This is a genomic window from Austwickia chelonae NBRC 105200, from assembly GCF_000298175.1.
GTDB lineage: Bacteria > Actinomycetota > Actinomycetes > Actinomycetales > Dermatophilaceae > Austwickia > Austwickia chelonae.
The window spans coordinates 682355-699646 of sequence record NZ_BAGZ01000008.1; the positions used below are offsets into that span (position 1 = coordinate 682355).

Annotated in this window: 20 protein-coding genes and 1 other RNA gene; 16 read left to right on the plus strand and 5 right to left on the minus strand. The window is 64.3% G+C overall.

All coding sequences use genetic code 11. The features are described from left to right. Positions 1–26: 26 nt before the first annotated feature. The 9 genes from AUCHE_RS09720 (at position 27) to AUCHE_RS09760 (ending at position 6707) form a co-directional block, all read left to right on the plus strand. Entirely contained in the window at positions 27–242 is a 216-nt protein-coding gene (locus AUCHE_RS09720) for a hypothetical protein (protein WP_006503130.1), read from the plus strand. Next, complete coding sequence (locus tag AUCHE_RS09725; RefSeq protein ID WP_006503131.1) at positions 242–661, plus strand: TadE/TadG family type IV pilus assembly protein; 420 nt, start codon at positions 242–244, stop codon at positions 659–661. The genes AUCHE_RS09720 and AUCHE_RS09725 overlap by 1 nt, the downstream gene beginning before the upstream one ends. After that, positions 658–1089 carry a TadE family protein gene (locus AUCHE_RS09730; protein ID WP_006503132.1) on the plus strand — a complete coding sequence of 144 codons (432 nt, stop codon included), beginning with the start codon at positions 658–660 and terminating at the stop codon, positions 1087–1089. Before AUCHE_RS09725 ends, AUCHE_RS09730 begins: the two co-directional genes overlap by 4 nt. A gap of 1 nt (position 1090) precedes the next feature. Then, entirely contained in the window at positions 1091–1639 is a 549-nt protein-coding gene (locus AUCHE_RS09735; protein ID WP_006503133.1) for a pilus assembly protein TadG-related protein, read from the plus strand. A 306-nt stretch (positions 1640–1945) separates the two neighbouring features. Continuing rightward, the gene (locus AUCHE_RS09740) at positions 1946–2209 is read left to right on the plus strand and encodes a hypothetical protein (protein WP_143114841.1); all 264 of its coding nucleotides are present in this window, start codon (positions 1946–1948) and stop codon (positions 2207–2209) included. A 98-nt stretch (positions 2210–2307) separates the two neighbouring features. Continuing rightward, the gene (locus AUCHE_RS09745) at positions 2308–3561 is read left to right on the plus strand and encodes a phospholipase D-like domain-containing protein (RefSeq protein WP_006503135.1); all 1254 of its coding nucleotides are present in this window, start codon (positions 2308–2310) and stop codon (positions 3559–3561) included. A 26-nt stretch (positions 3562–3587) separates the two neighbouring features. Further along, a complete protein-coding gene (gene prfB, locus AUCHE_RS09750; protein ID WP_040322105.1) occupies positions 3588–4709 on the plus strand; it encodes a peptide chain release factor 2 in 1122 nt (373 codons plus the stop codon). A gap of 625 nt (positions 4710–5334) precedes the next feature. Further along, complete coding sequence (locus AUCHE_RS09755) at positions 5335–6249, plus strand: CPBP family intramembrane glutamic endopeptidase (protein ID WP_052024857.1); 915 nt, start codon at positions 5335–5337, stop codon at positions 6247–6249. Positions 6250–6431: 182 nt separating this feature from the next. After that, positions 6432–6707 carry a hypothetical protein gene (locus AUCHE_RS09760; protein WP_006503138.1) on the plus strand — a complete coding sequence of 92 codons (276 nt, stop codon included), beginning with the start codon at positions 6432–6434 and terminating at the stop codon, positions 6705–6707. A gap of 135 nt (positions 6708–6842) precedes the next feature. On the opposite strand, the gene AUCHE_RS17755 is transcribed toward AUCHE_RS09760, so the two are convergent. From AUCHE_RS17755 to AUCHE_RS09780, 4 genes are read right to left on the minus strand one after another with little or no spacing between them, the layout of a single operon-like run. After that, positions 6843–7205 carry a biotin/lipoyl-containing protein gene (locus tag AUCHE_RS17755; RefSeq protein ID WP_006503139.1) on the minus strand — a complete coding sequence of 121 codons (363 nt, stop codon included), beginning with the start codon at positions 7203–7205 and terminating at the stop codon, positions 6843–6845. Positions 7206–7217: 12 nt separating this feature from the next. Beyond that, a complete protein-coding gene (locus AUCHE_RS09770; protein WP_006503140.1) occupies positions 7218–7502 on the minus strand; it encodes a hypothetical protein in 285 nt (94 codons plus the stop codon). A 31-nt stretch (positions 7503–7533) separates the two neighbouring features. Next, on the minus strand, positions 7534–9090 hold the full coding sequence (locus AUCHE_RS09775) for an acyl-CoA carboxylase subunit beta (protein ID WP_006503141.1): 1557 nt from the start codon (positions 9088–9090) through the stop codon (positions 7534–7536). A gap of 34 nt (positions 9091–9124) precedes the next feature. Further along, positions 9125–10621 (minus strand): methylmalonyl-CoA carboxytransferase subunit 5S, encoded by a 1497-nt coding sequence (locus AUCHE_RS09780; RefSeq protein ID WP_006503142.1) that lies wholly within the window; start codon positions 10619–10621, stop codon positions 9125–9127. Positions 10622–10991: 370 nt separating this feature from the next. Here AUCHE_RS09780 and ftsE point away from each other — a divergent pair, with 370 nt between their 5' ends. From ftsE to ssrA, 6 genes are all read left to right on the plus strand, one after another. Further along, on the plus strand, positions 10992–11684 hold the full coding sequence (ftsE, locus tag AUCHE_RS09785; RefSeq protein ID WP_006503143.1) for a cell division ATP-binding protein FtsE: 693 nt from the start codon (positions 10992–10994) through the stop codon (positions 11682–11684). A 79-nt stretch (positions 11685–11763) separates the two neighbouring features. Then, on the plus strand, positions 11764–12666 hold the full coding sequence (gene ftsX / locus AUCHE_RS09790; protein ID WP_040321873.1) for a permease-like cell division protein FtsX: 903 nt from the start codon (positions 11764–11766) through the stop codon (positions 12664–12666). Between the two features lie 373 nt (positions 12667–13039). Next, positions 13040–14218, plus strand: coding sequence for a M23 family metallopeptidase (locus AUCHE_RS15700; RefSeq protein WP_162137241.1), 1179 nt, complete (start codon positions 13040–13042; stop codon positions 14216–14218). A 139-nt stretch (positions 14219–14357) separates the two neighbouring features. Continuing rightward, positions 14358–14828, plus strand: a complete 471-nt coding sequence (gene smpB / locus AUCHE_RS09800) for an SsrA-binding protein SmpB (protein ID WP_006503146.1) — start codon at positions 14358–14360, stop codon at positions 14826–14828. 139 nt (positions 14829–14967) lie between these two features. Next, the gene (locus AUCHE_RS09805) at positions 14968–15381 is read left to right on the plus strand and encodes a pyridoxamine 5'-phosphate oxidase family protein (protein WP_006503147.1); all 414 of its coding nucleotides are present in this window, start codon (positions 14968–14970) and stop codon (positions 15379–15381) included. A gap of 127 nt (positions 15382–15508) precedes the next feature. Next, positions 15509–15876, plus strand: a transfer-messenger RNA (tmRNA) gene (gene ssrA, locus AUCHE_RS16240). A gap of 94 nt (positions 15877–15970) precedes the next feature. Here the strand turns inward: ssrA and AUCHE_RS09810 are convergent. Beyond that, complete coding sequence (locus tag AUCHE_RS09810) at positions 15971–16351, minus strand: thioredoxin family protein (protein ID WP_006503148.1); 381 nt, start codon at positions 16349–16351, stop codon at positions 15971–15973. 140 nt (positions 16352–16491) lie between these two features. On the opposite strand from AUCHE_RS09810, the gene AUCHE_RS09815 reads away from it, so the two are divergent. Further along, positions 16492–16866 (plus strand): VanZ family protein, encoded by a 375-nt coding sequence (locus AUCHE_RS09815; RefSeq protein ID WP_006503149.1) that lies wholly within the window; start codon positions 16492–16494, stop codon positions 16864–16866. The last annotated feature ends 426 nt before the right edge of the window (positions 16867–17292 follow it).

A 17292-nucleotide genomic window follows, 5' to 3' on the forward strand; every position in this document is an offset into this window, starting at 1 on the left:
GAGCACTTGCGCTCTGGGCATGGCCGATGTCCGCCATGGCAGCCACTCTGCTCGTGCTGGCCCGTCTGTGCAGCGCCACCGGGTCACCACGCGAACGGGAACGCGGCGACGTCCCCGGCTGGGTGCTGGTCACCCTGATGACCGCCGGGCTGGTCACCACGATCTGGGCCATCGCCGGCGACCAGCTCGCGCAGGTCTTCACCACGGCGATCTCCGGGGTGACCGGCCCCGGCCGGAAGTAGTGTCCGCAGCGCCGCACCAGGGGGGCCACGGCCCGGAAGTACACGACCGGACCGAGGAAGGCTCGGCCGTCGTCGACTTCGTCCTGGTGTCCGTCCTGGTGTGTGCGATCACCCTGTCGCTCCTGCAGCTCGGGTTCGCCCTGCACGTGCGCAACACCCTCACCTGGGCCGCCTCGGAGGGTGCGCGCGCAGGAGCCCGTACCGGGATGACCCTCGAACAAGGGGCGGCGCGAAGCCAGGACCTGGTGACCCAGAGCCTGTCCGCGCGTTACGCCCAGGACGTTCACGTCCTACGGCGGGTCGAGAACGGCGTCGCTGTCGTCGAGGTCCAGATCACGGCACCGCTGCCGGTCATCGCCCTGTGGGGGCCGCCGGGTGCGGTCACCACGCGGGGCCGGGCCTTCGCCGAGGACCAATGACGAATCGACGCCGCAGCGAGGACGGGTCAGCCGTCGTCGAATTCGTTTTCCTGGTGGTGATCCTGCTGATCCCGTTGATCTACTTGGTGCTGACCGTGGCACGCCTCCAAGCGGCTTCCTTCGCGGTGTCGACCGCAGCCAGGGAGGCCGGACGTGCGTTCGTCACCGCGCCCAGGCACGTCTCGCCGCAGGCCCGCGCCGAGGCTGCGGCCGAACTGGCCTACGCCGATCACGGACTGGACGGAGGGCGGGTCACCATCCGCTGCGCAGCCGACCCCTGCCTCAGTCCGGACGCGAGGATCGAAGTCCAAGCCGCCGTCGATGTCCCTCTGCCTCTGCTGCCGGCTTTCCTCTCCGACGCATGGCCGTTGACGGTACGGGTCGACGGAAGCTACGGGGCGACGGTCGACCGATTCCGGGAGCGGTGAGATGGACAGCGACCTGACGGACCGAGAATCGCTGGTCTGTGCGGGCGCGACAGGGTCTTCCTGCGGTCACGAACGCAGGGGTGTTGCTGTTTCGGGAGAAGCCGGTCAGATCGGTCTGTTCGTTCTGGGATGTGCCGTGTTGGCGTTGACCCTGGTGGTCGGCATCGTGAACGTGACGGCATTGCAGCTGGCGCGAGCTCGGTTGTACGACATGGCTGACGGGGCGGCTCTCGATGCTGCTGATGCTTTGAACGAGTCGGTGGTCTACCGGCAGGGGCTGGGTGCCCGTATCCCTGTCACGGATGCGTCGGTGCGGGCGCAGGCCGAGAGTTTCCTGTCTTCCCGTCCTCTCCCCGAGCATGTCAGTACAATGTCGCTGGTCGAGGGGACAGGGACCCGTGACGGACGTTCGGCGACGGTGGCGGTGAGCGGCGTGGTGGAGATGCCCTTGGGTAATCTGCTCTTGACGTCCGTTTTCGGGCCTGTGAGAATCACCGTGGCATCCACTGCCGAAAGCCGCCTGGACAACTTGCCCACATCTCTCCCGTGACGAGCGACGTAGGAGCGGTCGCGATCCCTGCCGAGTCGGACAAGTCGCCTTAATTGGTGACACCAATCGGGCGTGGTGTTTACTTGTCGCCCGGAAGATGTGGTGACCTGAGGACGTGGTCGGTGTCAAGCAATCTCTGAGCTTTCCAGAAGTCTCGAGAATCGGCAGATGGTGCCTTGAAAAGCTTGAGCTCGCTGGTGAGGGAGACGCAGGAGCCTCCCCCATCGGGCAGACGAACACAGAATCCACTCGCGATCACGTCCATGGACGGCGTAGTGGGTCGACGGTGTGAAAGGGATGGTCGCGATGGTGAATGACGTCATGGTGGAAGCGTTGGTGGCGGCCGTGAACGGGGTGGCCGAGGCGCAGCAGGCCGGGCGCGATGGTTCCTGGGAGGCAGTCTCCGCAGATGTGGAAGCCCACGTCTCGGGGGTGCTGCGGCGACTGGCAGCGGACGATATCGCCGTGATGGGCGATGAGCTGGGGCTGGTGGATGCGCGACGTTCCGATGTGGAGGAGCGGGTCCGGATCAAGGTGCTCGGTCTGGTGACCGCAGCCTTGGCCGCCTGACCGACCTGGTCGATGCGGTGACCGCCCGGCACCGCATCGGTCGAGGTCGTAGAGCGTTGTTCCAGGGACATCACAGCCGCTGCTTGTAGGCTCGGCGCATGTCTCGTCCGCACCTTCCCAGCCGTGCAGCCGTTCTCCGTGCCGGGTTGTGGACCTTGGGTGTGGGCGCCGCCGCGCAGACCGCAGCGGTGGCTGCGGTGCTTGCTGTCGATGCCGTCCGTAAACGCCGGGAACCCCCGTTGGGGATCTTCCCGCGCAGCTCTCCGACGACGACTCGGATCGCCGGTGCGGAGGTGACGACGTACACCTACGGTGAGGACGTCTATGCGGACATGCTCGCAGCGATCGAGTCGGCGCGGGAGCATATTTTTCTCGAGACCTTCATCTGGAAGAACGACGCCATCGGGGAGAAGTTCAAGGAGGCCCTGATCGCGGCGGCCGACCGCGGTGTCGAGGTCTTCGTGATCTACGACGGTTTCGCCAACCTGGTCGTGGACCCGCGGTTCTTCCGTTTCCCCGACCACGTGCACGTACTGCGTTTCCCTGCGGTCCGGGCCGGGATGCTGATGTTCAACCTGAGGTACTTCGGACGGGACCATCGCAAGATCCTGGTCGTCGACCGGCGAGTGGGTTTCGTCGGCGGGTACAACATCGGGGACCTCTATGCGACGACCTGGCGGGACACCCATCTGTGCGTCACCGGTCCGGCGGTCTGGGAGATCGAGAACACCTTCGTCGACTTCTGGAACGAGTACCGTGACCCGGAGCATCCGGAGATCCCTGACCGGGGTGCAGGGGAGTGGGAGGCTCGGATCAGGGCCTCCCGCAATGCTCCCAACCGGATGCTCTTCCCGGTGCGGGGTCTCTACCTGGAGGCCATCGACCGTGCGGCGGAGCGGATCTACATCACACAGGCTTATTTCCTCCCGGACAGGGAGATCCTTGCGGCGCTGCTGGCTGCGGCCCGTCGCGGGGTCGACGTGCGGATTCTCATGCCGGAGTACAGCAACCACATCGTCGCGGACTGGGTCGCCCGTGGTTATTTCACCACCCTCCTCAAAGGTGGCGTCACGATCTGGCTCTACCAGGACGCCATGGTGCACGCGAAGACGGCCACGGTCGACGGGCGTTGGTCGACGGTGGGCACCGCGAATATCGACAGGTTGAGCCTGCTGGGGAACTACGAGGTGAACCTGGAGCTGTTCAGTGACGAGCAGGCTGCGCACATGGAGGAGATCTTCGCCCGGGATCTCACCAACTGCCGGCAGCTCCATCTGGACGACTGGCAGGCACGCGGGGTGATGGCCCGGATCGGTGAACGAGCGCTGGCGAATATGCAGCCTCTTCTGTGAGCGGTCGTGCCGTAGACTCGGTCCTCGTGGCCACCGACTTTGCAGTAGAGATCAAGAACCTTCGCGCGACGATGACCTCGGTCCGTCAGGTGACCGATGTCGACACCTTGAAGGCTCGGATCACCGATCTGGAGAAGGCGGCCAGCGCGCCGGACCTGTGGGACGACCAGGAGAACGCGCAGGCTGTCACCAGCAGATTGTCCCGGGCGAATGCGGAACTGGAACGTATCGAGGGGATGGACTCCCGGATCGAGGATCTCGAGGTCCTCGTCGAGATGGCTACCGAGGACGGCGGCGACGCCGAGACCCTCGCCGAAGCCGAGGACGAACTCGCTTCGCTGCGAAAGGCCGTCGGCGAACTCGAGGTGCGTACCCTGTTGAACGGTGAATACGACGAACGGGAGGCCGTGGTCACCATCCGTTCAGGTGCGGGCGGGGTGGACGCTGCAGATTTCGCCGAGATGCTGATGCGGATGTACCTGCGCTGGGCCGAACGTCATGGTTACCCGACCGCGGTGCTGGATACCTCCTATGCCGAAGAGGCCGGGCTGAAGTCCGCCACCTTCGAGGTGAAGGTTCCTTATGCCTACGGCAATTTGGCAGTGGAGGCAGGTACTCATCGTCTGGTGCGGATCAGCCCGTTCGACAATCAGGGGCGTCGGCAGACGTCCTTCGCAGCGGTCGAGGTCATCCCGCTCATCGAGTCGACGGATACCATCGACATCCCCGAGTCCGAACTGAAGATCGACGTCTTCCGGTCCTCGGGTCCCGGTGGGCAGAGCGTCAACACGACCGACTCCGCCGTGCGGATGACACACATCCCCACTGGCATCGTCGTGTCGATGCAGAACGAGAAGTCGCAGATCCAGAACCGGGCGGCTGCTCTGCGTGTCCTGCAGTCCCGGCTGCTGCTGCTGAAGAAGCAGGAAGAGGACGCCAAGAAGAAGGAACTGGCCGGGGACGTGAAAGCCAGCTGGGGCGACCAGATGCGTAGCTACGTCCTGCATCCTTATCAGATGGTGAAGGACCTGCGTACCGAGCACGAGGTCGGAAATACTTCCGGGGTCTTCGACGGTGACATCGATGCCTTCCTGGAGGCAGGTATCCGTTGGAAGCGTTCCCTGGAGCGGGAAGCCGCCAACTCCTGAACGTTCTGAACTGAATGGTCCTCGTGGCCGACGACGGGTCCTCGTCGTCGGCCACGAGGCATTTCGGCGTGTCGGACACCTGAGGAAGAGACTTCCGGCGAGAGGCCAGCGTCTCGGTGAAGAGCTGCAACTGGCGCTCCGCTCATGCCGGGGGTGAGCATGGAGTCGGTGTCGGCTGACAGGGCTGTTCTGCCGGGTGAGGACATCTCAGAAGGACATCGGAAAAATCACAGCGCATCCTCAGGTCATATAGGAACTAAGGGTGTTGTCATGCGTTGATCCCTAATGGGCCGGTGCGGAAGTGCACCGACCCAGGGTCAACCCAGTGGAGAATCTCGCATGCGTCGACATCATGTCGTAACCGTCGTTACTGACCTGGCGGGCACCGCAGGAGAGGTTGCCACCGAGCTCGCCCGGAACTGCCCACCCGCCGTTTTCGCCCGATGACCGGCGAAGGAATCCCGGGTACGGCCTGCCTGCGGTCGACCTCGCCTCGGCAAGGCCGAGCGCGATCATCTCGACCGCCGAAACGACAGGGCGCCTGTCGCACCCATCGGAAGAAGCGTGCACCACGCTCCGCAGGGCTGTCATGAAGCACACCTCATCGAACTATCGGAGATCTCTCATGTCTCGACGACGTCCCCAAGGTCCTCTGCTCGAAGAACAGATGGGTAGGGCGGAACGCCCCACCGGCCCTGTTCTCTCGGTCGTGCTCGGTGTCGTCCTGGTGATGGGCGCCATCGGAGGGATCGGTGGGGTCATTACCGCGGTCACCGGCATCGGTACGCAGGAGCAGGGCGCCCCGATGTCCTTCGGTACGCAATTCCTCGGTACCTACATCTTCATCTTCGGGATCGCGCTGCTCTTCTGGTGGATGAAGAAACGTGAAAGGCGGTCTTTCGTCACCCTGGGGTTCTGGGGCGACCAGATGGGCTACCAGATCGTCAGGGGACTGATCATCGGCATCGTGATGACTACGGTGGTCGTTCTCGCTGCTGCGATCACCGGACAGGCGACCCTCGGCGAGGCGAACTTCTCCGCATTGGTGCCGACGGTGATCCTCCTGGGCGGTTTTCTCATCCAGGGAGGTGCCGAGGAGATCTTCGGGCGTGGTTTCGTCATGCAGGGAGTCGCACTGAAATGGGGCGTGCCGATTGCGATGACCGTGCAGACGATCTATTTCGCGTTGATGCACGGAGCCAATCCCGGCGTCGGCCTGATCCCGCTCACCAACCTCGTCCTGGTCGGGGTCCTGCTGGGATACTGGGCTCTGGCGGAGAACAGCCTCTGGGGCGTCTGCGCCTTCCACGGATTCTGGAACTGGTCGCTGGGGAACTTCTGGGGGTCGAAGGTCTCCGGGCAGGAGATTCAGAGTGCTTTTCTGCAGTTCCGGCCCACCGAAGGCGCCAGTGACCTGATCACCGGAGGATCTTTCGGCGCGGAGGGCAGCCTGGTCACCACCTTCGTGCTCGCCATCGGGACGGCAGTCGCCTACCGGGCCTACCGGCGCGACCGTGCCGCGCGACGCGCCAGGGCCTGAACGAGTACAGGACCTCTCTTTCACGGGAGGGCGCTCGTAGGTGCGGGGCCGTCGACCCATTCGGGTCGACGGCCCCGCACCATCTGGGCAAAGTTCTTCGGACTCCATGACGAGATAACGGCACCAGAAGGCTTACGACGATAAAATCAAACGACCGTTACCAATGCCGGTAGGGAGACGCGATGCCCACGATCTGGAAGAAGCTCGTCGATTATTTCGGACTGACCGGAGGCGCTGAAGAAAACATCGCACACGGCGAGATCCCCCTGTGGCATCAGGTCGGCCAGCACACCCGGACCCGGCACAGAATCGCCTGGCTCGTCGTCGCCGCGAGCATCTTCACGCTTCAGCTGACCACTCATTTCATCGACGACAGCCTGCTCGGTGCCTTAACGGTCGCCGCGCTCGTCTACGGCGGCGGAATCCTGCTCTCGGAACGGTGGAACGTCCGCGTCTGACCCATCGCTGTGAGCTGCCGGACAGGGCCAGATCGACCGTTCTCCCGGCCTTTCCTCGTCACACAGACGGAGGTGGGGACGCCCCGCCGAGGACGTCCCCCACCTCCGTTCGCGAGCTCTCTCAGCTCGGCGCGATCACGCCCATTCGATCAGGACCTGGCCGCCCTGCACCGCGTCGCCGACGGCGACGTCGATCGTGGCGACCGTGCCGTCGCTCGGCGCGGTGATCTCGGTCTCCATCTTCATGGCTTCGAGGATCATCAGGGTTTCTCCACCCTTCACCTCGGCTCCCTCGTCCACCAGGATCTTCACGACCGTCCCGGAGATGGGAGCGGTCAGCCCGTTGGTGCTGGAAGCCGGAGCCTTTGCCGCAGTCGGCGTGACCCCGTAAGCCGAAGCACTCCCCACCATGATCGACCCGAGAGTGGGCAGCGGATCCTCTTCGACCTCGACGTCGACGTCGTACTCGATGCCGTTGACGGTCACCTTGAGTTTCATGATCTGCCTCTCCTACCGGCTCATCCGGGGGGTGTGCGTAATGACGTGTGAGTGCTGGACATCGGAACGCCCCTGTTTGGCCCACGTGGTGTGGCGGCGCAGGCGGACCTGCTTCACCTTCGCACGGTGGCCGAGGTAGGCCGCACAAGCGGCGCTGATGGCGAGGACGATCTCCTCGGGGAGCTCGCCGGTGGGGTGGAACTGTTCGAACCTGTCTTCCAGAGCTTCGACGCGGGCGGTCAATCCTTTGACAGCCTCGATCAGCTCGGCGATCTGCTCGCCGGTGACTTCGCTCATGACGTTTCCTTCCTGGGTTGGTAAGGCTCGATCAGAGCGGGATGAGTCCGTGCTTCTTCGGCGGGCGCTGATCGCGCTTGTTCTGAAGGGCTTCCAAGGCGCGGGCGAGGTACATCCGGGTCTCGGCCGGTTCGATGATGTCGTCGACGAGTCCGCGGGCTGCCGAGACGTACGGGGTGCTGAACGCCTCGCGGTAGAGCGAGACCAGTTCGGCCCGCTTGGCCTCCGGGTCGTCCGCAGCGGCGATCTCCCGGCGGAAGACGACGCCGGCTGCTCCTTCTGCGCCCATGACGGCGATCTCGGCGGTCGGCCAGGCGAAGACGCGGTCTGCGCCCAGGTCCTTGGAACACATGGCCAGGTAGGCGCCGCCGTAGGCCTTGCGCAGGACCACGGTGATCTTCGGCACGGTTGCCGAGGAGTAGGCGAAGAGCATCTTCGCGCCGTGGCGGATGATGCCGCCGTACTCCTGCTGGGTGCCGGGCAGGAAGCCGGGCACGTCGACCAGGTTCACCACCGGGATGTTGAAGGCATTGCAGAACCGGATGAAGCGTGCTGCCTTGTCCGAGGAATTGATGTCGAGGACGCCGGACATCTGGTTGCACTGGTTGGCGATGAAACCGACCGTGCGACCGGTGATGCGTCCGAAGCCGATCACGATGTTCATCGCGTATCCGGCCTGGACCTCGAGGAAGTCGCCGGCGTCGACGAGCTTGACGATGACCTCGCGGACGTCGTAGGCCTTCTTCGGGTCCTCGGGGATGATCGTGTTCAGCGACTCGTCAGGTTCGACGGTGTCATGCCCCTCGACGAAGGGCGGCTCCTCGGTGTTGTTGCTGGGCAGGAAGCTGAGCAGCTTCTTCGCGATCAACATGGCCTGCTCGTCGTTGTCGGCGACGAAGTGGGTCACCCCGGAGCGGGCCATGTGTGCGGCGGGTCCGCCCAGGTCCTCGGCGCTGACCTGCTCGCCGGTGACCTGCTTGATGACGTCCGGCCCGGTGATGAACATCCGGGAAGCCTGCGTCTGGATGATGAAGTCGGTCAGTGCGGGGGAGTAGACCGCCCCACCTGCGCAGGGACCGGCGATGATCGAGATCTGGGGGACCACACCCGACAGCGCGACGTTCTGGAAGAACACCTTGCCGTAGCCCGAGAGGGAGTCGATGCCCTCCTGGACCCGGGCGCCGCCGGAGTCGTTGATGAAGATGAAGGGGGTGCCGTTCTCCAAGGCGGAGTGCAGGGAGTTGGCGACCTTCGTGGAGTGCATCTCCCCGGCGGACCCGCCGGCCACGGAGAAGTCCTGGCTGGCGAAGTGCACGGGGCGGCCCAGGACGCTGCCGGTGCCGGTGACGACGCCGTCGGCCGGCATGACGGCCTTGTCCATCCCGAAGAGGGTGGTGCGGTGTTGTGCGAAGAGTCCGATCTCTTCGAAGCTGCCGGGGTCGAGCAGGTCGTTGATGCGCTCACGGGCCGTCATCTTCCCGGCTTCGTGCTGCTTGGCGTGGCGTGTCTCGCCGCCGCCTGCTTCGACTTCAGCGCGCCGCCGGCGCAGCTCCTCGATGCGGTCCTGCATGGTCTTGGGAGTAGCCATGGTCGGTGTTCCTCCGTTGGTGGATCGAGGGTGCTCAGGCGGGCTTGACGCCGACGGAGTGCTTGCGGCCGTCGACGGTGATCTCGTATTTGATGGGCCCGCGGACGGGGCCGGTCTTGCCGTCGCCGGCCGCAGCCAGCTTCTCGGCCTCGATCTCGGCGGGGTCCTTGGCGACCGACTTGGGGCCTTCGGGGCGGGTCTTGAAGAACCCGGGGGCCACCTTCGGGAACATGGCGTAGGTCAGAACGTCCTCGTCGGTCCCGTCGAACCCTTCGACTCCGGCGGCTTCTTCCTTCAACGCATCCCACTCGGCAGGGATCAGGTCGGCGGGGCGCACCTCGATGGGCTCCTTGCCGGTCTGGGCCTTGGCCTTCTCGACGACCTCGGGGTCGTACTCGCCCAGGGTGTGACCGTAGTAGCCGAGCATCAGGTCCGCGAATTCTGCGGTGAGGACCTTGTACTCGCCCATCAGGACGTTGAAGACGGCCTGGGTGCCGACGATCTGGCTGGACGGGGTGACCAGCGGGGGGTAACCGGCGGCCTGGCGCACGCGGGGAACCTCTTCGAGGACTTCGCGGAGCTTGTCACCGGCGCCCTGCTGCTTCAACTGGGACTCCATGTTGGAGATCATGCCGCCGGGGATCTGGCTGTCGAAGATGTCGGTCTCGACGTTGAAGGACGACATGAAGTGCTGGTACTTCGGCTTGACGGCGGCGAAGTGGTCCTTGATGCGGCGCAGCAGTTCCTTGTCGAGGTCGGCGATGTAGCCGGTGCCTTCGAGCATTTCCTGCACCGATTCGGTCGGGTTGTGGCCCGGGCCCAGCGAGAGGGAGCTGATGGCTGCGTCGACGACGTCGGCTCCGGCCTCGATGCCCTTCATCAGGGAGACGAGGGTGACACCGGTGGTGGCGTGGCAGTGGATGTTGATCTGCATGTCCGGCATCTCGGACTTGATGGCCTTGACGATGTCGTAGGCCGGCTGCGGCTTGAGCAGGGCGGCCATGTCCTTCAGCGCGAGGGAGTCGGCGCCCATGTCGCGCAGTTCGCGGGCCAGCTGAACATAGCCTTCGACGGTGTGGAGCGGGCTGGTGGTGTAGCAGATCGTGCCCTGGGCGTGCTTGCCGGACTTCTTGACGGCGGCCATGGCTCGTTCGAGGTTGCGGGGGTCGTTGAGGGCGTCGAAGACCCGGAAGACGTCCATGCCGTTCTCGGCGGCCTTCTCGACGAAGTGGTCGACGACGTCGTCACCGTAGTGGCGGTAGCCCAGGAGGTTCTGCCCTCGCAGCAGCATTTGCAGCTTGCTGTTGGGCATGAGTTTGCGGAAGGTCCTCAGTCGTTCCCACGGGTCTTCGTTGAGGAAGCGGATGCAGGCGTCGAAGGTGGCTCCGCCCCAGCACTCCACACTCCAGTACCCGGCCTGGTCGATGTCGGCGCAGGCATCGACCATGTCTTCCATGGCCATGCGAGTCGCCATCAGGCTCTGGTGCGCGTCCCGGAGGGCGAGCTCTGTCACACCGATCTGTCGCGTCATGGGGTCATCCTTCCATTCAGGTCACGAGCTTTCGATGACTCGCCATGTTTTGGGGACCTTGGTCATCGTCGGGGGCGTCTCATTTTCACGATGAGACATGTTTTGTCTCGCATGTCGAGAATTCAGGTGAGGTGTCGGGCGGATCCTCCGCCAAGGGCGGGCCTCGCTCGGATCTTCGGAGGCCTGTACAGCGTTCACCCATCGTGGTCGAGGTTCCTGCAGTGGTCACGGGCGCGCAACGCCGTACGGCTGCGGGTCCCTTGCCGCAGGCCCTTCTCACCGTAGTCTGGCCGAGCGCACTGGGCGACCGACCCGGATCGCCGGAAACCCCTACCCGCTCCGAATGATTCGAGCAAGGACACCTCAGCACATGATCGACTTCACCGGCGTCTCCAAGGTCTACGGACGCCAACAGAGCCCTGCACTCATGGACGTGACCTTGAAGATCGAGAAAGGGGAGTTCGTCTTCCTCGTCGGGGCCTCCGGCTCGGGGAAGTCCACTCTCATGAGGTTGATCCTCTGCGAGGAGAGGCCGACCTCGGGCACCATCTGTGTCACCGGACGTGAACTGCACTCCCTGCGACGACGCCATGTTCCTCTCCTGCGCCGTGATATCGGCATGGTCTTCCAGGATTTTCGATTGCTCCCCGACAAGACCGTCTACCAGAACGTCGCCTATGTCATGCACGTCCTGGGGGCCCGGCGGGAGGACGTGCGCAGGCAGGTCCCCGAGGCACTCGATCTCGTCGGACTGTCCGCGATGCACAAGCGACTTCCGCACGAACTGTCCGGTGGGGAACAGCAGCGTGTCGCGATTGCACGCGCCGTGGTGAAGAAACCGACCCTGGTGCTGGCGGACGAGCCCACCGGGAACCTGGATCCGGCGACGAGCCTGGACATCGTCTCCCTGCTCGACGAGATCAATCGCGCGGGCACGACCGTCGTCATGGCCACGCATGACGACGAGATCGTCAATCAGCTGCGCAAGCGGGTCCTGGAGCTGGATCGGGGTGCCCTGGTTCGAGATCAGGACCGCGGAGTCTACGGAGGTGGTTCCCGGTGATGGCGCTGACCGGTGGACCGCTCGGGGTCGCCACGGAGGCGATGACAGCAGATCGACCGAACGGTGCGGAAGGACGAGCATGAGGCCGATGTTCCTGCTGGGTGAGGCGTGGACGGGGATACGTCGCAGCGCTTCGATGGCCATTTCGATCATGATCGTGACAGCAGTTTCTTTGTTGTTCTTCGGGGTGGGGCTTCTCGCGCAACGTCAGGTGGAGACCGCGAAGGGTTATTGGTACGACAAGGTCGAGGTGTCGATCTTTCTGTGCACCAAGAATTCCAGTGAGCAGAATTGCAAGCGGGAGGCGGTGACCCAGGAGGAGGCCAATCGCATCGGTGCCGATCTCGCCGCCATGAAGCCAGTGGTCAAAGAAGTGACTTTCGAGAGTCAGGACGAGGCGTATCTGCGTTTCAAGGAGCAGTTCACCAATCCAGCTTTCGCGGACACGCCCAAAGAGGCGATTCCGCCTGCTTTCCGAGTGAAGCTCTCTGATCCCAGTTATTACGACAAGGTCTATGAGGCTTTCAACGGAGCCCCGGGTGTGGCGTCGGTGAAGGATATCCGGGCCATACTCCAGCCGTTGTTCCGGGTGATGGACATGCTCCGCTACGGGGCCTGGGTGCTCTCGGGGCTGATGATGGTGTGCACCGTCCTGTTGACGGCGACCACGATCCGTCAGGTGGCCTGGAGCCGACGGCGCGAGGTGGCGATCAAACGGGTCGTCGGGGCGAGCAAGGCCGCTATCCAGCTGCCGTTCATGTTGGAGACCGTCACTGCGGTCCTGGCGGGTGTGGTGCTGGCCGTCGTGGGGTTGTGGGCGGTGGTGCGCTTCGGCGTCGTCCAGCTCGCCACACGCTTCCAGGACTTCCGGTGGGTTGACGTCGGTGACGTCTGGGTGGTCGCGCCGTGGATGCTGGTGCTCGGCCTGGCGGTGGGATTCGTGGTCTCCTGGTTGGCGTTGATCCGGTACGTCCGTCTCTGATCCCGTATCCGGATAGCTGTCCGCCATGTGCCGATGACCGCACATGGCGGACAGTCTTATCTGCACCAGCTCTCGTCATCGGTGAATGTCTCAGGGGTGAGCATCTCCGGCCGACATGAAACGCTGGTCGTCCTTGCCATGATGATGGCTTTTGTTTTCGTATGGTGTAACGGTGCTCGGAAGAGCCGAATAAGTCGGACGTCCGAATAAATAATTGCCCTTCATCTGCTTGTGCGGCTCTTATCGAGATGTCGTTAGTATTCATTTCGGATGCCCGGAAAAACCCTACGAAGGTGGTTGCCTGGTGAACGGTCGTACTGCTCGGGCCGATAGAATGTCCTCCGCTTCTTCTCGTCTTTCCCGCCTGGCATATGTGGCTGTACTCGGATTTGCGCTGGGTTTCCCCGGGTCGGCCGTCCATGCGGACGAGGCCGGCCAGGTGCAGAACCAGCTCGAGGCGTCCCGCTCGAAACTGGCGAATCTCTCGGCGAGATCGCAGCAGGCCGTGCTGGCTCTCCAGGAGACGCAAGCCGGCCTGGCCGCAGCGCGGGGAGAACTCGCCGCCGCTCAGGCCCAGGAAGCTGCCGCGGTGGCCAGGAAGGGTCAGATCGATGCCGAACTGGTGACGGCGAAGCAGGAAGAAGCCGATGGACTCGCCCGGATCGCAGCGATCCAGGCGGAGCAGTCCCGTAACACCGACATCCGTAACAACATCGCCAGGCAGGCCTACGAGGGGACCGGGCTGGAGCGGATCGCCGCAGTGCTCAACACGGGCAAGGCTCAGCAACTCGCTGACAACATGTACGTGGCCGAGAAGGTCAACGACAGTCAGAACGCCTTGCTGGACGAGCTGGCCAAACAGAAGGCTGTCGCCGATGCCGAGCAGGCCAAGCTGGCCGAGACCCGTCGCCGTATCGCCTCCTTGCAACTCCAGGCGGAGGCGGCCGTGGCTCAGGCCGTGGAGGCTCATCGCGCTGCGGAGCAGACCAGTGCGCAACTGGCGGCGTTGGAGTCCAAACAGCAGGCTGCTGCTGCTGCCGTGGCCGCCCAGCGCGGCGAGGAGGAGCAACGGGTCGCCCAGCTCCAGGCCGAGAGCAGCCGGATCCAGGCGGAACTGGCCGCCCGCAGCAGCGGGGGAGGAGGCGCGGCGCAGGTACCTCCGCCTCAGGGGTCGGGGCGTCTGCAGGTGCCGGTGGCGGGGCCGGTGACTTCCGAGTTCGGTCCTCGAGTGAATCCCGTGCTGGGCACCTCCGAGCTCCATACCGGCATGGACATCGGTGCGCCGTGTGGCGCACCCGTTCATGCTTCGGAGAGCGGCACCGTCATCCGGGCCGGGGTGATGGGTGGATATGGGAACGCCATCTGGGTCGACCACGGTGGAGGCCTGGTCACGACCTACAACCACATGTCGGGTTATATCCGGCAGAGCGGGAGCGTCAACCGTGGTGATCTCATCGGTTACGTAGGGACCACCGGGTTGTCCACCGGATGTCATATGCACTGGGAGGTCCGGGTGAACGGGCAGCCGGTGAACCCGCGTGGCTGGTTCTGACCACGCTGCACAGCCGGCCGGGCAACGTGGAGGGGCGAGGTCGTCCGTCGTAGGGGTCCTCTGCCACTAGGCTTGTTCTCTCGTAGCGGGGGCGACGGATCCGCTCCTGTCGGCCGCTCAGGAAGAACGAGGAGAACCGGTGGCCAAGGAAAAAGGCACCCATGTCATTGCGCGGAACCGTAAGGCGCGCCACGACTACCACATCGAGGCCACCGTGGAGGCCGGTATCGTCCTGCAGGGTACGGAGGTCAAGTCGCTCCGGATGGGCAGGGCGTCCCTGGTCGACGGTTTCGCCTCCATCTCTCGAGGTGAGATATGGCTGGAGGGGGTACATATCCCCGAGTACACCCAGGGGACGTGGACGAATCACGCGGCCCGGCGTAAACGCAAGCTCCTGATGCACCGTGCTGAGATCGACAAGCTCGCGGCGAAGGGTCGCGAGACGGGGTACACCTTGGTGCCGCTCTCCCTGTACTTCAAGGACGGGCGGGCGAAGGCGGAGATCGCGCTGGCGAAGGGCAAGAAGGAGTACGACAAGCGGCATGCCCTGCGGGAACGCCAGGATCGTCGTGAGGCTGAGCGGGCCATGTCGTTGCGGCGGGCCCGGTAGGTCCGGTCGAGGGCGTGTCAGCCGATAGGTGGGGGCTATCCGCTCTCTTCCGGTCGGCACCGGCGTACGCTGCCATCAGCAGTGAGCCCGCGGGGTGACTCGGGGTCGATGGCGAAGCGAGGGAAGGGGAGAGCTGCTCATGAGCGAACAGACCTTGGAGATCCTCGACGAGGACCGTTGTTGGGAATTGCTCGAATCGCACGAGTACGGTCGGTTGGCCTTCGCTGTCGCGAACGATCCCGATATCTGTCCGGTGAACTATCACGCCCGGGGTCGCAAGCTCTACGTGCGCACTTCGGCCGGTTCGAAGCTGCTGGGTGTCACCATCAACCACAAGGTCGCCTTCGAGTTCGACCAGATCCGTCCGCACGAGGCGGTCAGCGTGATCCTCTACGGGACAGTCCGTGAGCTGGATTCCCCTGAGGAGCGTGAGTTCTTCGAGAGCCTGCCCCTTCATCCGTGGGTGTCCACGGAGAAGTACCACTATCTGGAGATCTCCGGGGATGAGATCAGCGGTCGTCGGTTCCGTCTGGGTGGAGAGTCACCGGCCTGACCGGCGTCTCGCCGGGCTGAATTTCGTGGCACGGTTTCTGAGCGGTGCGATAGGATGGGTCGTCCGGGGCAGGCTGGCTCCGGATGTTGTGATTTGAGAACTGCACAGAGTGACATGCCTGCTTCAGGGGGGTGATCGGTTTCGACGTTGAGAATCATTCCAGGGGAAGCGGGTCGAGGATGTTGGGTTATCTCGTTAACGCTCCCAGCAAACCAATAGGTGCCGATTCCAAGCGCACCGACTTCGCCCTCGCCGCCTGAGCGAGCCTCGAAGTCCGTCAGCCTGAGTTCGCTGCCGACTCAGTTCCTGGCGTCAGCTAGGTAGCTCGCTGTGCCATCTTGTCGGGGGATGGTGCGGGACTTTCACCCGACTGGGCCTGTCGACGGACGTGTGCGTACGAGCGTCGGGGCCGAGAAAATCCTGTTACGTACTGCACCCGGAGAAGTCCTGGTTCGGTATCAGCGGACGCGGGTTCGATTCCCGCCACCTCCACCACCCGGCCGGGCATGTCACTCTTCCAGCCACGACGAAGGGGGCACCTCCAGATGGAGGTGCCCCCTTCGTCTGTCGAGATTCAGGACGACGGCGTTCAGGAACCGGACGGTTCCTGTCCCTGCTGTTTGGCGATCTCGGCACGGACGGCATCCATGTCGATGCCCTCGATCTGGGAGATCACCTGGTCCAGCGCTGCGCCGGGCAGGGCCCCGGGTTGACTGAAGAGAAGGATGCCGTCGCGGAAACCGAAGACGGTGGGGATCGAGGTGATCTCCAGCGCTGCGGCCAGCTCCTGTTCGGCCTCGGTGTCGAGCTTGGCGAAGACGACGTCGGGATGCTTCTCGGAAGCGGCTTCGAAGATGGGACCGAACTGGCGACACGGACCGCACCAGGCGGCCCAGCAGTCGACCAGGACGATGCCGTCCTGCGTGACCGTCTTCTCGAAGGTTTCGGAAGTGAGTGCGATCGTGCTCATGGACGAAGAACATCGTTGCCGGGCAAACTATTCCTCGGTCCGGTCGACGGCCACGGCGGTCTCCGCCACCTAGATTTCCCGGGAGGACCTGCAGTTCTTCGTCCGAGGCCCGGAACCGTCATCTCAGGAGGTTCGTCCCTGTGCAGATCCGTCGCGGTCACCGCGCCTGGGCGGTGGTGTGCGCTCTGTTCGTGGGCGTGCAGCTGTTCGTCCTCTACACCCCTTCGCCCGGCGGGGGCGGAGCTCCGCCGGGGACGGACAAGATCGTCCATGCGGTGGTCTTCGCCCTGCCGGTTCTGGCAGCCGGAGCGGCAGGGGCCTGGTGGCGTTGGATGGCCTGGGCGATGGTTGTTCATGCTCCGGTCAGCGAGATTGCGCAACATGTCCTTCTGCCGACACGGAGCGGGGACGTGTGGGACGTGGCGGCGGATCTGACAGGAGTCGTCGCGGCAGCCTGGCTCGTGCGTCGTCGTCCGTCCGATGACACCGGACATGTCGTGACGGGAGGACACTGATAAAATAATGTCGCCTGCCCTGTGCAGGCATTTTCCCGCCGTGTGCGCGCTGCCACGGCGGGTCGTTTTTAATAGGACACTTTGACTCCTCGTCGTGCTTCGTAGTTCGTGATCGACGGGGGCCCTGCCGGGTCGGCGTTCCGCCCCCCGGCCCGTGTCGCCGATATCCGGCGACAAGCGCGACCTGCTCATGGACGTCGGATGACAGTGACGGTCGGTCGTGCCCGCACCGTCGAGGACTAAGACGATGACACCCCAGAAGCCAGCTGCGGCGGCGAAGAAGGCGCGATGGACCGCTGTCCAGAAAGCAGAAGCACGAAAGAAGAGCAGGTCTCCTCAGCGGGCGGGTGCCCCGAGCACAGGGCGCCCTCCCCGGGGAGAACGCCCTGACCACCGATCCTCCTACGACCGGTCGGAGCGGACCGA